This window comes from Desulfonatronovibrio magnus, from assembly GCF_000934755.1.
GTDB lineage: Bacteria > Desulfobacterota > Desulfovibrionia > Desulfovibrionales > Desulfonatronovibrionaceae > Desulfonatronovibrio > Desulfonatronovibrio magnus.
This window is the reverse complement of sequence record NZ_JYNP01000045.1, coordinates 1-17,329: the sequence shown is the minus strand read 5'-3', so window position 1 is coordinate 17,329 and position 17,329 is coordinate 1. Positions and strand designations below refer to the sequence as shown.

Sequence of the window (17,329 nt, the reverse complement as noted above, 5' to 3'; positions counted from 1 at the left end):
AGCTTTGCGCTGCCTCAGACAATTAAGGCCACAAAATTTTTTATTTTTTTGTTGCAAATTAAGGTATGCTTTAGGATATTAGCAAATGAACTGCAGACTTTGTGGTAGGAAACACCATGACACGATTATTGACTTTGGTAAGCAGCCAATTGTTCACCATTATCTCAAGGCCAAAGATGAAAACTATAGCAGGCATGATTTTGTTCTCAATTCATGTGAAACTTGTGGTTTTATATACATTAAAAATCCAATTGACCCAGCTATATTGTATGAAAATTATTTCACTATAAGTAGTTGGAAGAATCAACCACACGTGCCAAGGCTGGTAGATGTCATTGAGATGATTTCTGGAATCAATGAAAATTCTAAAATCCTTGATATTGGATGTAATGATGGATCGTTTTTAGATTTTTTAAAAAACAGAGGCTATGTTAACGTTTTTGGAGTTGAACCTACAAAAGATTCTTACTCCAAGGCTGTTGATAAAAAATTCACTGTCTATAATAATTTTTTTGACTTTTCTTTTGCAAGTAAATGCTTAAAAAACAAAATGTTTGATCTCATAACCACCAGGCAGGTTTTGGAGCACATTTTTGATTTGGATTCATTTCTTGAAGGCGTTGAATATATTTTGAAAGATGATGGTTTGTTCGTAATTGAAATTCCAGACAGCGAATGGAATCTGGATTTACTGGACTATGCTTTATGGGAAGAGCATATCAACTATTTTACATTGAGCACTATTAACCAATTATTAAAAAAACATTCTTTTTCAATAATTCATCATGAGATTACTTTGTTTTCTGGACGTGCTTTAATATTGTATTGTGAGAAAAGAAAATCTTCTAAAACAATTTTCAAAAATTATGATCGTGACAAGTGCTTCTTGTATAAAAATAATTGGCCAGTATTCAAAGACAGTTTGCATGAGTTTGTTTCGGCAAAAAATAAACCAATTGTAGTTTATGGCTGCGGTGCTCGTTCTGCAAATTTTGTCAACTTTACAGAAATTAGCAAATATGTTTATTCGTTTGTTGACGACCAGCAAGAAAAGCAAAATTTGTTTATACCTGGTTCTGGCTTGCCCATTATGCCTTCAGATAATCTCCCAGATTCAGATTATTTTTATATGTTTGGCGTCAATACAGAAAACGAATATAAACTTTTACAAAACAAGTCACATTTAATACACGAGTACTGTTCTATTCTTCCGCCAAGTAAAAATATTCCAGGTTTTTGGAAAAGGATGGTCTATGATAGAGCTGGTTAGCTCAAACAATCAGTCTTCAGAGGTTTATCATGCACAAAGTTCAAGTAGTAAAATATCCAAGCTTGATATTGATATCTTGATTTCAAAAGCCGATGACAATGAGCAAAAAAGATCAAGGTATTGCGTGCATGAATCAATCGACGAAACGGTTCATGAGATGGTCATTGTTCATTCAAAAGGAATGTACGTGCGGCCACACAAGCACATTGAGAAATCCGAGTCCATGCTTGTTCTGGATGGATTAGTTGATTATTATACTTTTGATGACCATGGTAATGTTGTCTCTGTAGAGAAAATGGCTGGCTACTCATCACGTCATTGCTTTTACATAAGTAACAGAAATTCTGCCTATCATTCCATAATAATCCTTTCAGATTGGCTTGTATTTCTCGAAATCACTCAAGGACCATTTGCCAAAAGCGATACAATGTTTGCCCCATGGGCACCAGATGAAAGCAATCATGTCGAAATCGAGAAATTTTTAAAAAAAATTATGAGGTTCTCTTGATGGATACTTATTATATCAAAACAGAATGCAGGTTGTGTGGCAGTAAGGATTTGAGCTTGGCCTTGCATCTCAATCATAGTCCATTATGTGATGCATATATTCCGAAACCCAAGCCACAATTTTTTTACCCGCTTGATTTATTGCTTTGCAACGCTTGCAATTTTGTACAATTATCTACTGTAGTTGATCCTGAAATTATTTATCGTGATTATATCTACACTACAACCAGTTCACTAGGCCTATCAAGTCACTTCAAGCAATACGCTAACGAAGTTGTCAACTCATTAGATTTGCCACACAATTCATTTTTTGTGGATATTGGCAGTAATGATGGCACATTGCTTAAATATTTCAAGGAGTTTAGACATGAAGTTTTGGGTGTTGAGCCATCATTGCACACTGCTAAGCAGGCAACCAGCAATGGAATTTACACATTACCAGATTTTTTTGATATGCGTTTATCAAGAAGAATTGTCCATGAGTATGGAAAAGCTGATGTGATTACAATCAACAATCTATTCGCAAATGTTGACAATCTTCAGGATTTTGTTGACGCTATAGTACACCTTATGGGTGATGATGGTGTTCTAATTATTGAATCCTCATACTTGATCGATATGATTAACAATATGGTTTTTGATTTTATATATCATGAGCATTTATCTTATTTGTCTCTTTTGCCATTAATTCAATTTTTTGAAACATTTGATCTTAAGTTAATTAAAGTCGAAAATATCTCTACAAAAGGAGGTTCACTAAGATATTATTGGGCTAAAAACAGTTCTAAACGCTCAATAGATCAATCTGTAAGAATAGCAGTGAACAATGAACTTAAATTCAATTTGTCACTCGATACATTCAATGTTTATCAGCAACAGATAAACACAACAAAAGAAAAGTTCCTGGAAACTATTTCTCGCTATCCCGATCAAATTATTGCTGGTTATGGAGCATCAGCAACATCAACGACACTTATAAGTCACTTCGAGCTGAACAATGTTTTAAAATATCTTGTCGATGACAATCCCGGCAAAATCGACACCTTCAGTCCCGGCTACCACATACCTGTGCACTCGCCTGCGGTTTTAGACAGCGAACCTCCAGATAGCGTAGTTGTCCTTGCTTGGCGATTCAAGAACGCAATTATACCAAAAATAAAGAATTATAATTGCAAAATTTTTGTTCCATTGCCGGATGTTCATGTTGTTAATTAAATGTAATCAGGTTAATCTATTTTTATTACATCTCACGAAAATTTTTAATTATCTTTTACGCCACTGGACAACACCTGCATGATTAACCGTATTCCATGGTGGAGGACCACTTTCGGTGAGGAAGAAATTGAGCATGTCGCTGCATCCATGCGCAGGGAATGCGTAAGCCAGGGACCGATCACAGTTGAGTTTGAAAATCAGCTTGGAAGAGCTCTCGAAGTCAAACACGTTATAGCCACATCCAGTGGCAGTGCAGCACTGCTCATGGCCTTGATGGGCCTCGGCATAACTGTTGGAGATGAAGTCATTCTTCCCAACAGGACATGGATCGCTACTGCGCATGCTGTACATCTTTTGGGTGCAAAGGTCGTTCTTGTCGATGTCGAGCCTCATCGCCCGATAATGGATACGTCATTGATCGAAAATGCCATTACGAGCCGAACAAAAGCGATCATCCCCGTACATATGAACGGGCGTTCCGCTGACATGCAACACATTCAGACTATCGCACGCAAACATCAATTGCATGTTGTCGAGGACGCGGCCCAGGCCTTTGGCTCACGAAATGGAGATGGGTACCTGGGAACACAGTCGGATATTGGATGTTTTTCGCTTTCGGTGGCCAAAACAATCGCGACGGGCCAGGGAGGTTTTTGCGTAACCCAGAACCCGGATATAGCGCAAAGGCTGCGTGCCATTCGGACCCATGGCGTTGAAAACGTAACGGCCCCTAATCAGTGGACTATGCCCGGATTCAACTTCCGTTTTACTGATGTGCTTGCTTCCATCGGTATTGAACAATTGAAGCGATTGCCAGAAAAAATTGAGCGGCTGCTTACTATTTATGCCATGTATGAAGAAGGTTTGAAAAGAAGTTGTTTTCAGATCATTCCTGTAAATATTGATGCTGGTGAAATACCAGTCTACAACGAATTCCTTGTCAACGACCGACAATTTTGGATCAAGAAGCTTGATAAACAAGGCATTGAGACCCGTCCATTTTATCCAGACATCAACACTGCTCATTATTTCAACACAAGTCATTCAAAATTTAAAAATTCGAAAAATTTTTCAAACAATGGCATATATCTTCCTTCAGGTCCGTCCCAACAAGATGACAATATTGAGATGGTTTTAAAATGCATAAAAACAACAAGCTCGCAGTAATTGGTTTTGAAGAAGGACTTGCTGGTCAGGTATCAGGTTGGGTTGAAGAATCTCTTGGATATGATATTGTTCTATATATTAATCCTTCAGATACCCCTCTAAACATTGATCCAGTCACTGCGAAGAAACGTCCGGCAAGTCAATTTGATGTTCCAAAATCCAATTCATATAAAAATAAAAAATTGATTAATAAAAGTGACTTTGCACCCTTCATTATAACTAATAATATACACAATGTATTGATAGCTATTTCAGATAATCATAAAAGAAAAAGTATATTTGAATATTTGTGTTTATTCAAAGAAATTAGCATTATAAGCTGTATACACCCAAGAGCAGTAGTTATGCATGAAGCAATAATCGGATCAGGAGTTATTATAGAACCTTTGTGTTACATTGGCTATCGCGCTGAAATTAATAATTGTGTTCATATGCGAGCAGGATCTCACGTTGAACACCATACAGTTATAGAGAGCTATGTAACAATTGGTCCAAAATCAACAATTGCAGGAAATTCTCATGTAAAAAGTTTTTCAACACTTCACACAAATTGCACAATAATAAATAGGATAACTGTTGAAGAAAATAATATTATTGGAGCTGGAGCTGCTGTCATAAATAATATTAGCGAGAGAGACAGCATGTTTGTCGGAGTTCCAGCAAAATTAATAAAAGCTTAAATTTTTGCTCACGCTAGGCAGACAGGCATTGAAGCCGCCGTCACTACAAAATTAGGATAGTTTTTTTGTAGGTGTTGTTGATATTCCGTATCTACCATGGGAAACTCTTGCCTAACAATTTATGGTTCCAGGATGGTGTGTGAGAGGTATACAGGAAATTAGTTTAATTCATCAGGATTCACAATAAATAATTGCTTTTAAGTGTATTACCCACAACAAGTACAAATTGTTCTTCGACGTTGACTATTGTGGGGACGGATGGGGCTTCCTCCGGCGAGAGCTCCGAACCGAGGTTGCGCACCTTGCCAGAATGTTACTTCATTTCCACATCAAACCTCGAAAAGCCAATTTAGTGTTATAACATTTTTGCATCCTTAACTTGTAGATAGCCTATCCGTTGTCCCACTCCATCTGCCTTTTGTATAAATCTAATCCAGCAAATATGAATTAGCTTTAAGAAATTCCGTTCCTATGCGGGAGTTGAATGCCTTATAGCCGAACTTGTCATATTTTTTAAATAATGACAGCATCATGTCGTGCAGATTTGCTTCTTCCGGGGTATCCTTCCATTCGCCTTTAGCTCGTTTCCACGCCTCCAGTACTGCGTATTTGATTTCCTCTTGAGTGTTGTTGACAATATCTATTCCAGCATGCTTATACTGCACACTTCGAGTAAACCATGCGGCACCTGTTTCTAACTGTTCTTTATAGGTCAGATAATTATGGCCATTGGACAGGCGACATTTTTTGTGTATGCAAAAGTATTTTATGCCCCAAGGGATATACCCTGCTGGGATCAAGTTGATATAACAGACTGGCTTATTGAAAATAACCGGGATAGCATCTATCCCCGAGCTTACAGACACAAACATCTCACAATTCGCAGACAAATAAACATCCATAAATTCATCTCGAAAATTCGAAGCATAATCAATAATCTCTGGCCTTCCCCCGTCCAGTCGTTCTTCCACAATATGCCCCATGCGCAGGCAGTAGATTCCCATATCCGCCAGGGCGTGCATGGCTGGCAGGTAGTCATGAATGGGCATGTTGCGGTAGTCGTGGTAGCTGCAGTCTAAGTCAGGAATTTGTTTTTTTAAATATGCTGAATCGCGTCCCAGGAAGCAGACATAAGGCTCACCGGGTGGAATTCCCATTTTTTCCAGGTGAGGCTTGGCCCGCTCATGATCTACTTTGGTAAACTCAAGGGTAGGTGGAGTTTTTGCTAACAGACCGTGAAGATCTTTACCTCTGTTATTCCTCGGATCATTACTTGTAGTAATATCTAAGGCTAATTCTCCCAAGGCTTGTGATTTCTTACAAAAAGAAAAGCATACCTGGGCAAGAGGGGAAAAATTTAAAACCCGGGTCCACATTTCAAGCATAAACTTATTGCAAATTTTTTGATCTGTAAAACAGATGAAAATTGCATTATTTTTATTGAATAAATATTTATGTTCCTGAATCATAATTTCTGTATTTAAACATAAATGACCTATTCTATCAGTACGTAATTTAACGAATCTGACCGGAGTGAAGTTTTCCAGCAACACTGCTTTGGCAATTATATCAACCAAGAGTTTGTTAGCATTGGGATTGCGCTGCGCAAAAACTTTTTCGACATTTCGAAAATCATTCAGGAAATGCTCTCTAACAGTTTGGACGGCTGCTTTTTTATTATACTTGACCACTTGAAAGCAGGTAAGGCAGGCTATAGAATCCTGTTGTGAAAAGTCGCTTTGGGCACTTATTGGGAATTGTTTTTTACATTGGGGACAGGTAATTTTAATGATCAGATTTTCTTTGGAGCTTGAATTCCAGTCTATACAGGCTTTCCGGGGGGGCAATGCTGATTTTGTTGGCTTTATCCCATGATAAAGCTGAAAATAACTTATGGGCCAATGTGACAAACCATTGGACTGCCCTTTCCACTTCCTGTATGCGATTTTGTAATTTTCTGGGAGACTTGAGCTGGATTCAAGAGTATTCTCAATAATTGAACTCGCAAGTTTTTCCTTACCGCATAAGGCTATAACTCCGGCCTTCCATATTTTTTCCTCAGAAGATGAGTCTTCTAAACCCTGTAGTGCAATTGATAGATTTTCTTTAGCTGGCCTGCCATACAAGTTTAATGATTGTAAATTATTAGAAGAAGACAGATTACTCATTGTTTTTCCCCATAAAGCATTCTGTGCAAAATAAGTCCATTTCGCTGTCAATATCCTGGGATCTATCCTGTGGCATTAAGTAGCCAAGTGTATCTGATGTATAAAAAGATCTGTTCTGCTGCAGATAATCTGCCTCAGCAACGAATAAAGCTCCATTAGGCATATAAGCCTTGGGCAAATTTTGTCTTCTTGAAATAATATCCTTATTATCCATAAGTTTATGTATATGGTAATTATTATCCATGGAAAACATCCAGTAGGGGGTTTTTTTTACTTCTGATACTGAAACGCAGACAAATGCTTTTTGTTTAATGAAAAATTCGAGGCATTCATCAATATCTTCCACTTTACGAAGTGGTGATGTAGGCTGAAGCATCACCACTATATCATATCCTGGAAGCTTCTGCAGAGCATGTATGATAGGATCAACCCCCGGGGTTTCATCTGCAGCGAGATCTGTGGGTCTGACAAACGGCACATCGCACCCAAAAGACTTGGCTATGCTGATAATTTCTTGATCTTCTGATGAAAGAACCAGTCGATCGATGTATTTTGATTTTTTTGCTTCTTCAATTGTCCAGGCAATAAGGGGTTTTCCTGCCAGCAGCCTGATATTCTTCCCTGGAACTCCCTTGGATCCACCCCTGGCCGGAATGACAGAGAGTATTTTTTTACCTTGGATCATGAATTTAACCTGAATGTTTCAGGTTTAATCGAGCAGCGCTTGCCTTTTCCAGGTCATCAGGCCTGCCCACATCCAGCCATGGCTCATGCATGGGAAAAACAACGCATCGCTTGCCTTGCTCCTGCGCCTGCAGGAATAAATGCGGCATATCGCAGTGCTGATCTGATTCCAAAAGATCCAGTATTTCCGGCTCAAGGACATATATGCCGGCATTTACTCTGGAGCTGACAGTGGGTTTTTCCTCAAAACCAGTTATATCAAAGCCATTGGTATGCACAACCCCGAATGGATTTTGCCATTCGTGCAGGCGCACGGCCATGGTTGCGGCTGCGTTTTGACGCTGATGAAATTCGAGCAGTTCTCCGTAGTCAATATCTGTCAAGACATCACCATTGGAAACCACAAAACACTCCTGAGGCCTGGGCTTCAAAAGGCTCAAAGCACCAGCTGTGCCCAAGGGAGTGTCCTCGCGCAGATACTCAATGTTTATGCCAAGGTCTTTTCCGCTGCCAAAATATTCTTCAATCATATGGCCAAGGTAATGGGTAGTAATGACAAAATTTTTATATCCTTGAGAAAGCGCCCGAAGGATAATATGTTCAAGCATGGGTTTGCCGTCTACCGGCAAAAGTGGTTTGGGGCAATTTTCAGTGTGGGGGCGAAGCCTGGCACCTTGTCCTCCTGCCATGATGACCATAAAGTTGCTTCTGGAAGCCGGCTTCATCAGTTCATTAAGCAGGTGCAGACCTACAGGCTTGCGATTTTCATCAATAATAGGCAGTTGGCGGACAGTGTTGACCTGCATCATTTTCAGGACTGTTATTCTGTCCAGATTAGGCGGCACTACCAGGGGAGATCTGTTCACAACGTGGGTGATGGAATCACTGAGCTTAAGACCATTTAACAGGCCACGCCGAATATCGCCATCTGTTATTGTACCTTGGAAAGCTCCATCTGGACCAACAACCATGGCTATCTGTAAGGCAGAAGTATCCAGATTGCTTATGGCCTGCTCCAGATTGGCATCAGATGTAAGTAGGGTTTTTTTCCAGTTCATTGATTTTTTAGCTGATGAGCTCTTTAGCTGTTAAGTTGATGAGTTGTTGAGCTGATGAGTTTATGAGCTTATGAGCTAATTCGCTAATTTTTAATTGAATTAATAAGTGAATTCAGCATCTTTGCTATTTCTTCAGCCAAAACTTTGATTCCTTGTAAATCCTTATGAGTAATCCAGCCAAGGCGCTGGAGTATTATCAGCAAGGTAATGGTTTCAAAAAGAGACCCTCTGGCTATGTAAAGAAAATGAACGAATTCCTTCTGAGAATAACGGCCCTTACCCTCAGCAATATTCATAGCCGGGCTGGTAGCTGCGCTCTCGAGCTGTTCTATAAGGCGATAATGTTTACGAGGTGCGTCAAATGAATCTATTGTCTTTATTACGACTTCAGCAAAATCTACCGCTTTCTGCCATACTTTCAGATCTTCAAACGCAAACATGCTTTGTGTGTCATTCATTTGCAGGTTCCTTAGATGATTAGCTCATGAGCTGTTAAGTTGATGAGTTGTTGAGTTGTTGAGTTCATGAACTTACGAGCTTACGAGCTTATGAGCTAATAAGATCAACAGCTTCTCAAATCATAAAATTCTTTTTTCATTATACCTGATAAGTCAGTTTTATTAAGCACATCCAAGATATTTCGAGCCGTGCCCTCCTGCTCATAGGGGTTGATCATATTCTGCAGCGATTCATGAAATTCCGCTGATATAGCCTTGAGCAAAGCCTTTTGTATAGGTTCTCTTAATGGCTCACAATCTATCACGCTCTCAGCCCTTACCCTGCCTTTTTGCCGGTCACCAATATTTACTGTAGGTACTCTGAAGCTTGGCGTTTCGATAATTCCGCTGGAGGAATTGCCTACAACTGCTGAAGCATATTTCATACCACTTAAGTACCTAAGCTGGCCCATGGAAGTGAACGCTGTGGAATTAACAGAATTTTCTCCCACATACTGATCAATCATCTGATTGATTATTCGGCCATCAGTATCAGCATTGGCTTTGGTGAATATGAGCTTGATGTCGGAACTTTGACTGGTTTTGAACTCATCAAGTGCAGCCAGAAGGGCGCTGAATTGTTCCCGGGCAGTGGCGTTTTCCAGGGTTACCGGGTGAAAGGTGACCAGAAAATACGGTACATCCAAGTCAAACCTAATATCTTCTGCCAGCTCTTCTTTGCTGAGTAGTGGTAAGTTACGGATGTTTTCAATTCCGAGGGCTCCGACATTGAATACCCGGTCCGGATGCTCGCCAAGCTGTATAACTCTTTGGCGATATTCCTCAGTACTGGTAAAATGCAGGTGGCCCATCTTGGTTATGGAATGGCGAAAGGCCTCATCCACTGCGCCCATGGTAATTTCTCCACCGTGGATATGGGCTATAGGAATTCTGGCATTAAGGCAGGCGCAGGCCATGGCCAGACATTCGAAACGGTCACCCAGGATTATGGCGATATCCGGCGTAAGCCTGGCCAGTGCATCGGCAAAGCCGATCAGTCCCAGCCCCATGGACTTGGATATGCCAGCCGGAGTATCTGCGCTTAGCAGGATTTCCACCTTCTCATCTATGACAAAACCGTCGTTTTCAATAACCCTGTAGGTCATCCCAAACTCAGGGGAGAGGTGCATGCCGGTGACGAGAAGTTGCAGACGCAAGGAATCATCCTTGACAATCTCATCCATCAAAGGCTTGAGCAGGCCGTACTCAGCCCGTGTACCGGTAAACACGCAAATTTTTCTCATGATTTAATTTTTCCCACGAATTTTCACGATTTGTTTCGATACGCGAAAAATTTTTTCACTAGTGCTGGTCCGGAGCCAGTTTTTCTGTTACACAATGTGATGGGATATTTAAAAAACACGAATACTCTGCCAAATTGGTCTTATTCATCTAACAAACCTTCAATAAACTTGGCGATTTCCTTACTATTGACATCTACCTTGGCACTTTTTGCGTAGGTAAATAATAAATATACCTTTTTGCAGCCTTCTTGCCAAAAGTAAATTGTACGAAAGCCTCCACTTTTTCCTTTCTTTGCATCTGTGCTTGCAGTTCTGACCTTCCAGACTTTGTTGTTCCAACCTGGAATAGAGGCTCCAGTAGTAGGGTCCACCTCTAAAGCCTGAATAGTATGCAATAGGTCATTTTTTATTGAGGGGTACTTCCTGGCCAACTTTTTAATGGATTTCTGAGAGGTTGGAGTAAGATATACTTCATAGTTCATTCCAAACATCCTTCCATGGACTGGCTTTGCCCATATTAATATCTTCCGTTCCCTTTTTTACCAACCTTTTGAACTCATGCGACTGATAAAAGTCGTGATCTTCAGATTGATCATCAGCATTGTGAAGTATTTTGAGTATTTTTTTAAAGCTTTCGATGGGAAGGATAACCGCAGTAGCTTTTCCATTTTCATCGACAACGTATTTTTCACCAATTGAAGTGTTCATTCAGGTCACTCCTTTTCTAAAGATTTTACAAGGGAATTTTAATCACCTCGCGAAAGAATCGTTCTTCATTAGCGTAATTTGATGCTGATTTGTGGGCAATTCATTTTTTCTCCCACGAATTTTCTCGAATCTGCACGAATTATTCCGCTTTGCGGATGAAGAAAATTTTCTTATTCGTGATGATTAGTGCAGATTTGTGGGCAATTCTTTTTTTTCTCCCACGAATCTTCTCGAATTGACACAAATCTTATTGCTTCGCAAAAAACTCTTCTTATTTGTGCAGATTAGTGGGTAGTTCTCTTATATTATCATCCGCTTCCACTCAAGCCCATCCTCATGCCCAAAATTGATCAACACCCCAACAGACTTTCTCGCACCATGAAGGTAATTCAATAATTGGGATTGGAACGTCTTATTCAATCGTTCAACCGCCTTCAGTTCTACGATGATTTCATCAAAACAGACAAGGTCAGCGATATACTCCCTACTTAACTTTCTTTCCTTGTAAAATATCGGGATCAAAGATTGTGCTTTATAAGGGATGCCCCTCGCATCCAGTTCTATTTCCATGGCTTCCTGGTAAATCGGCTCAAGAAATCCGGGGCCAAGGACATTATATACCTCCATGGCAACACCAATAATTTGATATACTTCATCCTTGAATTTCATAAGAATTTTCCCACTAATCTGCACGAATCTGCACGAATTTTTTCGCTACGCGGATAAGAACTCTTTTATTTGTGTAGATTCGTGCTGATTTGTGGGCAGTCCTTTTCTTTTTCTCCCACGAATTTTCACGAATCTGCACGAATTATTCCGCTTTGCGGATGAAGAAACTTTTCTTATTCGTGATGATTAATGCTGATTTGTGGGCAGTCCTTTTCTTTTTCTCCCACGAATCTTCTCGAATTGACACGGATCTTATTGCTTCGCAATAAAAACCTTCTTATTCGTGATGATTAGTGCAGATTAGTGGGTAGTCTTTTCTTCAGATTAAATCATCTACCATGTAATCTTTGTGGGCGGTTTGGCCGATCACCTCATCCCAGCGCATGGGCGGGATTCCGGTTCCAGGTCTTTTTACTGTCAGGTTCTCTTCGGTAAAGACCTCTCCCTTTTTTATGGAACAGGCGGCAACAATGCTCTTTCTGACAATAGGCTTGTTCTTCATTTCGCTGGGACTGGGCCGCTTTATACCATCCCCCATGGCCTGCTCAATATTTCTGATGGCTTTAACCATTGCCTTCAGTTCACTCGGTTCCAGGCTGGCCTTGTGATCCGGGCCTTCCATGTTCCGATCCAGGGTGAAATGCTTTTCAATGACTGTCGCGCCTAAGGCTACAGCAGCTATAGGCACTTCTATGCCCTGGGTGTGATCTGAATAGCCTACTTTGATTCCTGGGAAGGCAGCCTTGATGGTCTGCATGGCCCGCAGATTCACATCCTGCATGGGAGTGGGGTATTCGGTATTACAGTGCAGGACAGTGATGTTCTTCCGGTTTGTACCGGCTTCTTCCAATACCTGCAAGGAGTCTTCAATCTCGCCCAGATCTGCCATGCCTGTAGACAGTATAATTTCTTGGCCCAGAGAACCTATCCTGCGCAAATAGGGCAGGTTGGTTATCTCGCCGGAGGGGATTTTCCAGACGTTTTGTCCCAGCCCGGCCAGCAGGTCGATGCTGTCATGGTCAAAGGCAGTGGATAGAAATGCTATGTTCTTGTCTTTGCAAAGCCGAATCAAAGCTTTATGATCTTCAGCAGACAGTTCTAGATTTTGCAGCATCTCATACTGACTCTGGTTTATGCTTGTAGCCTTTTGCTGATACTCAGCTTTTTCAGCACCTCTGGTAACCAGTTTGGCAGCCTTGAAGGTCTGAAATTTGACCATGTCAGCGCCTGCCTCAGCTGCTGCATCAATTAAGAGCTTCGCTGTATCCAGAGAGCCGTTATGATTTACTCCGGCTTCGGCGATTATTACTGTCTTAATGCTCATGTTAAAATCCGAGCGTTTCCTGGTTGATCCTTTCTGACACTGATCCCCATGCCAACCAGGCAATTTTCACCCAGGGATATGCCTTCTTTAATCCGGCAGCCGCTACCTAAAAAACTGCCCGAGCCAATCCGAGCTTCTCCATTTACAATTACACCAGTGGATATATGACAATGATCTTCAATAACAGCATCATGTTCCACCAAAGCCTTGGAGTTGATGATGCAATTGTTGCCCACTGTGGCTCCGGCATTTATCAGGGCGTGGTGCATGACAATTGTGCCTTGACCGATTCTGGCGTGAGGGGAAACATAGGCCAGGGGCGAAACAATCGTCGGCAGTACAAAGCCAATCTCCAGCAGTCTGTCAAAAAGCCTGATGCGCACATCCGGTGTCTTGATCTGCCCCACTGTGACCAGGGCGTATTGGAATTTCTTGCGCAGCTCGGGCAGATCATCATCCGTGCCTATCACAGGATATCCCAGCACTTCAGCCTTGCCTGAACCGTGCTCTGCGCTTCCCGCCTCCCTCTTACCGCTTTCCGCATCTCCGGATTTGTCCACAATCCCAGCTATCCTGAACCTGCCTTCCTGCTCAATGACGTCAATACAGGAGCTACAGTGGCCTCCAGCGCCGATTAATATTATCTCTTTATTGCTCAAAACTGTCTCTTTGCTCATATACATAATCCAGGACTGCTGGGGATATTAATGATTCTTGTTTCCAAATCCTCTGCTGTACTTAAGTCTGCTTTGGCGCAGTTTTTAAACATGGGCAGTTTGTGCATAAGGGTCCAGGCAGGCCTGGTCATGTATCCTGCCCTGTTGGTGCTTTCGAGAATATCGTCTCTTGAATGCGAGCTTTGTTTATCAAGTATAATTGTGTTCAGCCAGTAATTGCTTTTGGAATTTTTTGGTTCTTTAAAAAATGAAACGCCGGGAATGCTTTCGAGAGCCTGTTCATATTTACTGGCCAGTTCCCTTTTCTTGTTGATAAACTCAGGCAGCTGCTCCATCTGGGCGCAGCCCAGTGCCGCGTTCAGGTTGGGAAGGCGATAATTGTATCCAATCCGGTCATGAAAGTACTCCCATTTATGTGGACGTTTGGCCGTGGTGGTCAAATACTTGGCCTGATCAGCAAGGTCTTCATCATTGGTGATGATAGCCCCTCCACCGCCAGTGGTGATGGTCTTGTTGCCGTTGAAGCTGAGTACCCCAAGCCTGCCAAAATTGCCAGTATGAATTCCTTTATAGAAACTGCCCAATGACTCGGCAGCGTCTTCCACTACAGGGATATTGTACTCATGACAAATATCTACGATCTCATCAATCCTGCAGGGATGGCCAAAAGTGTGCATGGGAAGGATAGCGGATATTCTTCGACCGCTTTGCTTGTTGAAAGGCTGTGGTTGATTCGGGGAGCGGGAAGCGGAAAGCGGAAAGCGTGAAGAATGCGGATGCAAGGTATCGGATTCTTCCCTGAGCTCAACATTTTCCCGCAGCCAGGCTTGCAAAGCTTCCGGACTCATGCCCAGGATATCCTGGTCAATATCAACAAATACAGGCGTGGCTCCGAGATAGGAAATTGCATTGCAAGTGGCTACGAATGTCAACGGCTGGATAATGACTTCATCCCCTGGCCTAACCCCGGCCAAAAGAAGTGACATGTGCAGGGCAGCCGTGCCATTGACTACAGCTACGGCTCTTTTCGCGCCTGTATATTCCGCAAGCATGTCTTCAAAGCGGTCAACAAATTTGCCCACAGAGGAAACAAATGAACTGTCCAGGCATTCCTTGAGGTATTCCCATTCGTTTCCCTTGAAGCAGGGCTCATGAAGAGGTTTGGAGCCATCTCCAAGTACCTGAGCAAGGGCCTGGCAAATATTATCACTTAGTGCTTTGTCTTTTGTACGCATAATTATAAGTTTCAAGAAAGATTTCGCTTCTAGGCCGCAATTTTTTCTGAGTTAGAGGTTCTTTTTTTGTTCAGGGTGACTCCTGAAGTCCTGTCATAAAAAACAAGAAACTTTGACAGGATTAACAGGATTTGCAGGATAAGCAATCAGCGGCCCAGTTGAAATGCGCTTCGCTTTAGACTTCGTCTATTTCACAAGGCAAGCCGGAAGCCACAGATTGCATTAGCCATCGCCAAAGGCGAGTGATAGCCTTTTGTCCTGGCTTCCGGCCAGGAAAAATATTCTTTCTTATCAGGCTCTTAATCCTGTTAATCCTGTCAAAAAAGCTCTTTTCTTTAGTTATATGTTAGATTGTGTGCATATGTCAGACATTGTAGATATCAGCCTTGTATTTTGCCTGGTTTTCCGGCTTTGTGATCCATTCTATGGTTTTCTCAAGCCCCTGCCTGATGGAATGGGCAGGCCTGAACCCGGTCAATTGTTCAATCTTTGTGTTATCGCACCACAGCCTGAAAACTTCTGATTTTTCCGGCCTGATGCGCTGCTCGTCGGTAATAAAACGCACGTCACTGCCCATGATTTCCTTGATCAGATTCAGCACGTCTCCCACGCTTATCTCGAAATTTGAGCCGATATTTACGACCTGCCCGACAGCCTGATCACATCTGGCCAGCTCCAGAAATCCCTGGCAGGTATCCGTCACATAGTTGAAGTCCCGTGTGGGGGTGACATCGCCAAGCTGAATTTCTTTTTTGCCGCTGGCAATCTGGGTGATGATGGTAGGAATTACTGCTCTGGCGCTTTGCCTGGGGCCGTAAGTGTTGAAAGGCCTGGCCACGACCACGGGCAGGTTGAAGGCGTTGTAAAAACTCATGGCCATCATGTCAGCGGCGATCTTGGTGGCGCTGTACGGGCTTTGGGGCTGAAGCGGGTGGTTCTCGTCAATGGGCACATACTGGGCCGTGCCGTACACCTCGCTGGTGGAAGTGTGAATGATCTTCTTGCACCCGTTTTCCAGGGCCGCCTGGCAGATGTTCAACGTGCCCTTGATATTGGTGTCTACATAGCTGTCCGGGGCGATGTAGGAGTAGGGTATGGCAATGAGCGCGGCCAGATGAAAAATAATGTCAACGTCTTTGGTGATGTGCTTGCAGTAATGCGGATCACGCACGTCCCCGGTCAGGACTTCTATCTTATCCAGGCAGTCCACATCCTCGAGCCACCCCCAGCTGTTGAAGGAATTGTACTGGCTTAAGGCTTTGACTGTATAGCCTGATCTGACCAGCAGTTCAGTCAGATGGGAACCGATAAAACCGTCCGCGCCAGTGACGAGTATTTTTTTATCTGCTATCATAACACCCTTATGGTTCCTTATTCATTATAGCTTATCTCTTCATTGTTCAACTACATCCTTTGTGACTGGAGATTCAGGATCTAATCTATTTTGGATATAGGCTCAATGCGTTATGGAAGACCGGTTCGGTGTTTGAAGTCAATAATCACACTCCCGGCATGACCCATTCAAAATCCTTTGCTCATACTGACAAGACCATGGTATGATCACCATTTATCACTTGTTCCCAGGCAATATCTCTTAATTACACCAAGGCCGGTAAAACTCTTCCCATAAAATTCAATTAGAATCTCACCCGACTTCAACAAAAAAAATTATCCCTCAAACGGGCCCAGTAAAATCTCTTTCCCTCTTCCGCCGAGGCCATATACATCCTTAGCAATAAATCAATTTTTTACTTATTTTACGTGCCACGTGATTCAGGTAAAAAAGCCATTTTTTACCTCTTTTACGTAATACGTGATGTGAGTAAAAATTCTGAAACAACCCTTGGGCGGCATTTTGACTATTGATGATTTCAGCTATTTGTATTGAATGATCAGGCCTCTGGAATGCAATTAATGCCCATATGAGGCTTTTGGAAGTATTTAAGCAAAAGATGTGCCGAATAACAGATGGAATGAGTTAATGCGGGTGATATTCGGCGAATTTCTGACCTTACCAGGCCATTGCCCGGAAGTTGTCAGAAATCAATCACCATCATCTGGCGGTATCATTCCCTTTTTTTACTTATTTTACGTGCCACGTGATTTGAGTAAAAATGGGTTGTTTATTCAGCACTCAATATTTTTGGCCGCCGTAGGACTGATGATGAAATCCTGACTATATTCAATGATCATGAAGCAAGTCGGCCAATTAATGATCAAAAGATT

General features: G+C 42.0%; 17 protein-coding genes. 5 read left to right on the top strand and 12 right to left on the bottom strand.

Going from position 1 to position 17,329, the window contains the following annotated elements; all coding sequences use genetic code 11:
* The first annotated feature begins 85 nt into the window (after window positions 1-85).
* The 5 genes from LZ23_RS05955 (at window position 86) to LZ23_RS05935 (ending at window position 4,839) form a co-directional block, all read left to right on the top strand.
* A complete protein-coding gene (locus LZ23_RS05955) occupies window positions 86-1,270 on the top strand; it encodes a class I SAM-dependent methyltransferase (protein WP_045212442.1) in 1,185 nt (394 codons plus the stop codon).
* The gene (locus tag LZ23_RS05950) at window positions 1,254-1,778 is read left to right on the top strand and encodes a WbuC family cupin fold metalloprotein (protein ID WP_045212440.1); all 525 of its coding nucleotides are present in this window, start codon (window positions 1,254-1,256) and stop codon (window positions 1,776-1,778) included. Before LZ23_RS05955 ends, LZ23_RS05950 begins: the two co-directional genes overlap by 17 nt.
* On the top strand, window positions 1,778-2,992 hold the full coding sequence (locus LZ23_RS05945) for a class I SAM-dependent methyltransferase (RefSeq protein ID WP_045212438.1): 1,215 nt from the start codon (window positions 1,778-1,780) through the stop codon (window positions 2,990-2,992). The genes LZ23_RS05950 and LZ23_RS05945 overlap by 1 nt, the downstream gene beginning before the upstream one ends.
* 78 nt (window positions 2,993-3,070) lie before the next feature.
* Window positions 3,071-4,159 carry a DegT/DnrJ/EryC1/StrS aminotransferase family protein gene (locus tag LZ23_RS05940; protein ID WP_045212436.1) on the top strand — a complete coding sequence of 363 codons (1,089 nt, stop codon included), beginning with the start codon at window positions 3,071-3,073 and terminating at the stop codon, window positions 4,157-4,159.
* Window positions 4,132-4,839: an LbetaH domain-containing protein gene (locus LZ23_RS05935; protein WP_045212434.1), complete on the top strand. Its 708-nt coding sequence runs from the start codon at window positions 4,132-4,134 to the stop codon at window positions 4,837-4,839. Before LZ23_RS05940 ends, LZ23_RS05935 begins: the two co-directional genes overlap by 28 nt.
* A 428-nt stretch (window positions 4,840-5,267) precedes the next feature.
* On the opposite strand, the gene LZ23_RS22375 is transcribed toward LZ23_RS05935, so the two are convergent.
* The 12 genes from LZ23_RS22375 to LZ23_RS05875 form a co-directional block, all read right to left on the bottom strand.
* Window positions 5,268-7,007: a TIGR04372 family glycosyltransferase gene (locus LZ23_RS22375; RefSeq protein ID WP_052507148.1), complete on the bottom strand. Its 1,740-nt coding sequence runs from the start codon at window positions 7,005-7,007 to the stop codon at window positions 5,268-5,270.
* Window positions 7,000-7,692 carry an acylneuraminate cytidylyltransferase family protein gene (locus LZ23_RS05925; RefSeq protein ID WP_045212433.1) on the bottom strand — a complete coding sequence of 231 codons (693 nt, stop codon included), beginning with the start codon at window positions 7,690-7,692 and terminating at the stop codon, window positions 7,000-7,002. Before LZ23_RS05925 ends, LZ23_RS22375 begins: the two co-directional genes overlap by 8 nt.
* 4 nt (window positions 7,693-7,696) lie before the next feature.
* Complete coding sequence (locus LZ23_RS05920) at window positions 7,697-8,749, bottom strand: nucleotidyltransferase family protein (RefSeq protein WP_045212431.1); 1,053 nt, start codon at window positions 8,747-8,749, stop codon at window positions 7,697-7,699.
* A gap of 83 nt (window positions 8,750-8,832) precedes the next feature.
* The gene (locus LZ23_RS05915) at window positions 8,833-9,207 is read right to left on the bottom strand and encodes a four helix bundle protein (RefSeq protein ID WP_198145915.1); all 375 of its coding nucleotides are present in this window, start codon (window positions 9,205-9,207) and stop codon (window positions 8,833-8,835) included.
* A 104-nt stretch (window positions 9,208-9,311) separates the two neighbouring features.
* Window positions 9,312-10,490, bottom strand: a complete 1,179-nt coding sequence (gene neuC, locus LZ23_RS05910) for a UDP-N-acetylglucosamine 2-epimerase (protein ID WP_045212429.1) — start codon at window positions 10,488-10,490, stop codon at window positions 9,312-9,314.
* Between the two features lie 140 nt (window positions 10,491-10,630).
* Window positions 10,631-10,972, bottom strand: coding sequence for a type II toxin-antitoxin system RelE/ParE family toxin (locus tag LZ23_RS05905; protein ID WP_045212427.1), 342 nt, complete (start codon window positions 10,970-10,972; stop codon window positions 10,631-10,633).
* Window positions 10,962-11,198: a RelB antitoxin-like protein gene (locus LZ23_RS05900; RefSeq protein WP_045212425.1), complete on the bottom strand. Its 237-nt coding sequence runs from the start codon at window positions 11,196-11,198 to the stop codon at window positions 10,962-10,964. Before LZ23_RS05900 ends, LZ23_RS05905 begins: the two co-directional genes overlap by 11 nt.
* Window positions 11,199-11,498: 300 nt before the next feature.
* Window positions 11,499-11,867 (bottom strand): GxxExxY protein, encoded by a 369-nt coding sequence (locus tag LZ23_RS05895; protein ID WP_045212423.1) that lies wholly within the window; start codon window positions 11,865-11,867, stop codon window positions 11,499-11,501.
* A gap of 319 nt (window positions 11,868-12,186) precedes the next feature.
* Window positions 12,187-13,191: an N-acetylneuraminate synthase gene (gene neuB, locus LZ23_RS05890; RefSeq protein WP_045212421.1), complete on the bottom strand. Its 1,005-nt coding sequence runs from the start codon at window positions 13,189-13,191 to the stop codon at window positions 12,187-12,189.
* Complete coding sequence (locus LZ23_RS05885; protein WP_045212502.1) at window positions 13,188-13,868, bottom strand: acetyltransferase; 681 nt, start codon at window positions 13,866-13,868, stop codon at window positions 13,188-13,190. Before LZ23_RS05885 ends, neuB begins: the two co-directional genes overlap by 4 nt.
* The gene (locus LZ23_RS05880; RefSeq protein WP_045212500.1) at window positions 13,865-15,103 is read right to left on the bottom strand and encodes a LegC family aminotransferase; all 1,239 of its coding nucleotides are present in this window, start codon (window positions 15,101-15,103) and stop codon (window positions 13,865-13,867) included. Before LZ23_RS05880 ends, LZ23_RS05885 begins: the two co-directional genes overlap by 4 nt.
* 364 nt (window positions 15,104-15,467) lie before the next feature.
* Window positions 15,468-16,457, bottom strand: coding sequence for an NAD-dependent 4,6-dehydratase LegB (locus LZ23_RS05875; protein ID WP_045212419.1), 990 nt, complete (start codon window positions 16,455-16,457; stop codon window positions 15,468-15,470).
* Between the last annotated feature and the right edge of the window lie 872 nt (window positions 16,458-17,329).

Excerpts from the sequence above, each read along its gene's own strand:
- neuB (WP_045212421.1), bottom strand. The coding sequence starts at position 13,191 with ATGAGCATTAAGACAGTAATAATCGCCGAAGCCGGAGTAAATCATAAC.
- LZ23_RS05885 (WP_045212502.1), bottom strand. The coding sequence starts at position 13,868 with ATGAGCAAAGAGACAGTTTTGAGCAATAAAGAGATAATATTAATCGGC.
- LZ23_RS05920 (WP_045212431.1), bottom strand. The coding sequence starts at position 8,749 with ATGAACTGGAAAAAAACCCTACTTACATCTGATGCCAATCTGGAGCAG.
- LZ23_RS05915 (WP_198145915.1), bottom strand. The coding sequence starts at position 9,207 with ATGAATGACACACAAAGCATGTTTGCGTTTGAAGATCTGAAAGTATGG.
- LZ23_RS05880 (WP_045212500.1), bottom strand. The coding sequence starts at position 15,103 with ATGCGTACAAAAGACAAAGCACTAAGTGATAATATTTGCCAGGCCCTT.
- LZ23_RS05945 (WP_045212438.1), top strand. The coding sequence starts at position 1,778 with ATGGATACTTATTATATCAAAACAGAATGCAGGTTGTGTGGCAGTAAG.
- LZ23_RS05955 (WP_045212442.1), top strand. The coding sequence starts at position 86 with ATGAACTGCAGACTTTGTGGTAGGAAACACCATGACACGATTATTGAC.
- LZ23_RS05895 (WP_045212423.1), bottom strand. The coding sequence starts at position 11,867 with ATGAAATTCAAGGATGAAGTATATCAAATTATTGGTGTTGCCATGGAG.
- LZ23_RS05925 (WP_045212433.1), bottom strand. The coding sequence starts at position 7,692 with ATGATCCAAGGTAAAAAAATACTCTCTGTCATTCCGGCCAGGGGTGGA.
- LZ23_RS05940 (WP_045212436.1), top strand. The coding sequence starts at position 3,071 with ATGATTAACCGTATTCCATGGTGGAGGACCACTTTCGGTGAGGAAGAA.
- LZ23_RS05950 (WP_045212440.1), top strand. The coding sequence starts at position 1,254 with ATGATAGAGCTGGTTAGCTCAAACAATCAGTCTTCAGAGGTTTATCAT.
- LZ23_RS05935 (WP_045212434.1), top strand. The coding sequence starts at position 4,132 with ATGCATAAAAACAACAAGCTCGCAGTAATTGGTTTTGAAGAAGGACTT.
- neuC (WP_045212429.1), bottom strand. The coding sequence starts at position 10,490 with ATGAGAAAAATTTGCGTGTTTACCGGTACACGGGCTGAGTACGGCCTG.
- LZ23_RS05905 (WP_045212427.1), bottom strand. The coding sequence starts at position 10,972 with ATGAACTATGAAGTATATCTTACTCCAACCTCTCAGAAATCCATTAAA.
- LZ23_RS05875 (WP_045212419.1), bottom strand. The coding sequence starts at position 16,457 with ATGATAGCAGATAAAAAAATACTCGTCACTGGCGCGGACGGTTTTATC.
- LZ23_RS05900 (WP_045212425.1), bottom strand. The coding sequence starts at position 11,198 with ATGAACACTTCAATTGGTGAAAAATACGTTGTCGATGAAAATGGAAAA.
- LZ23_RS22375 (WP_052507148.1), bottom strand. The coding sequence starts at position 7,007 with ATGAGTAATCTGTCTTCTTCTAATAATTTACAATCATTAAACTTGTAT.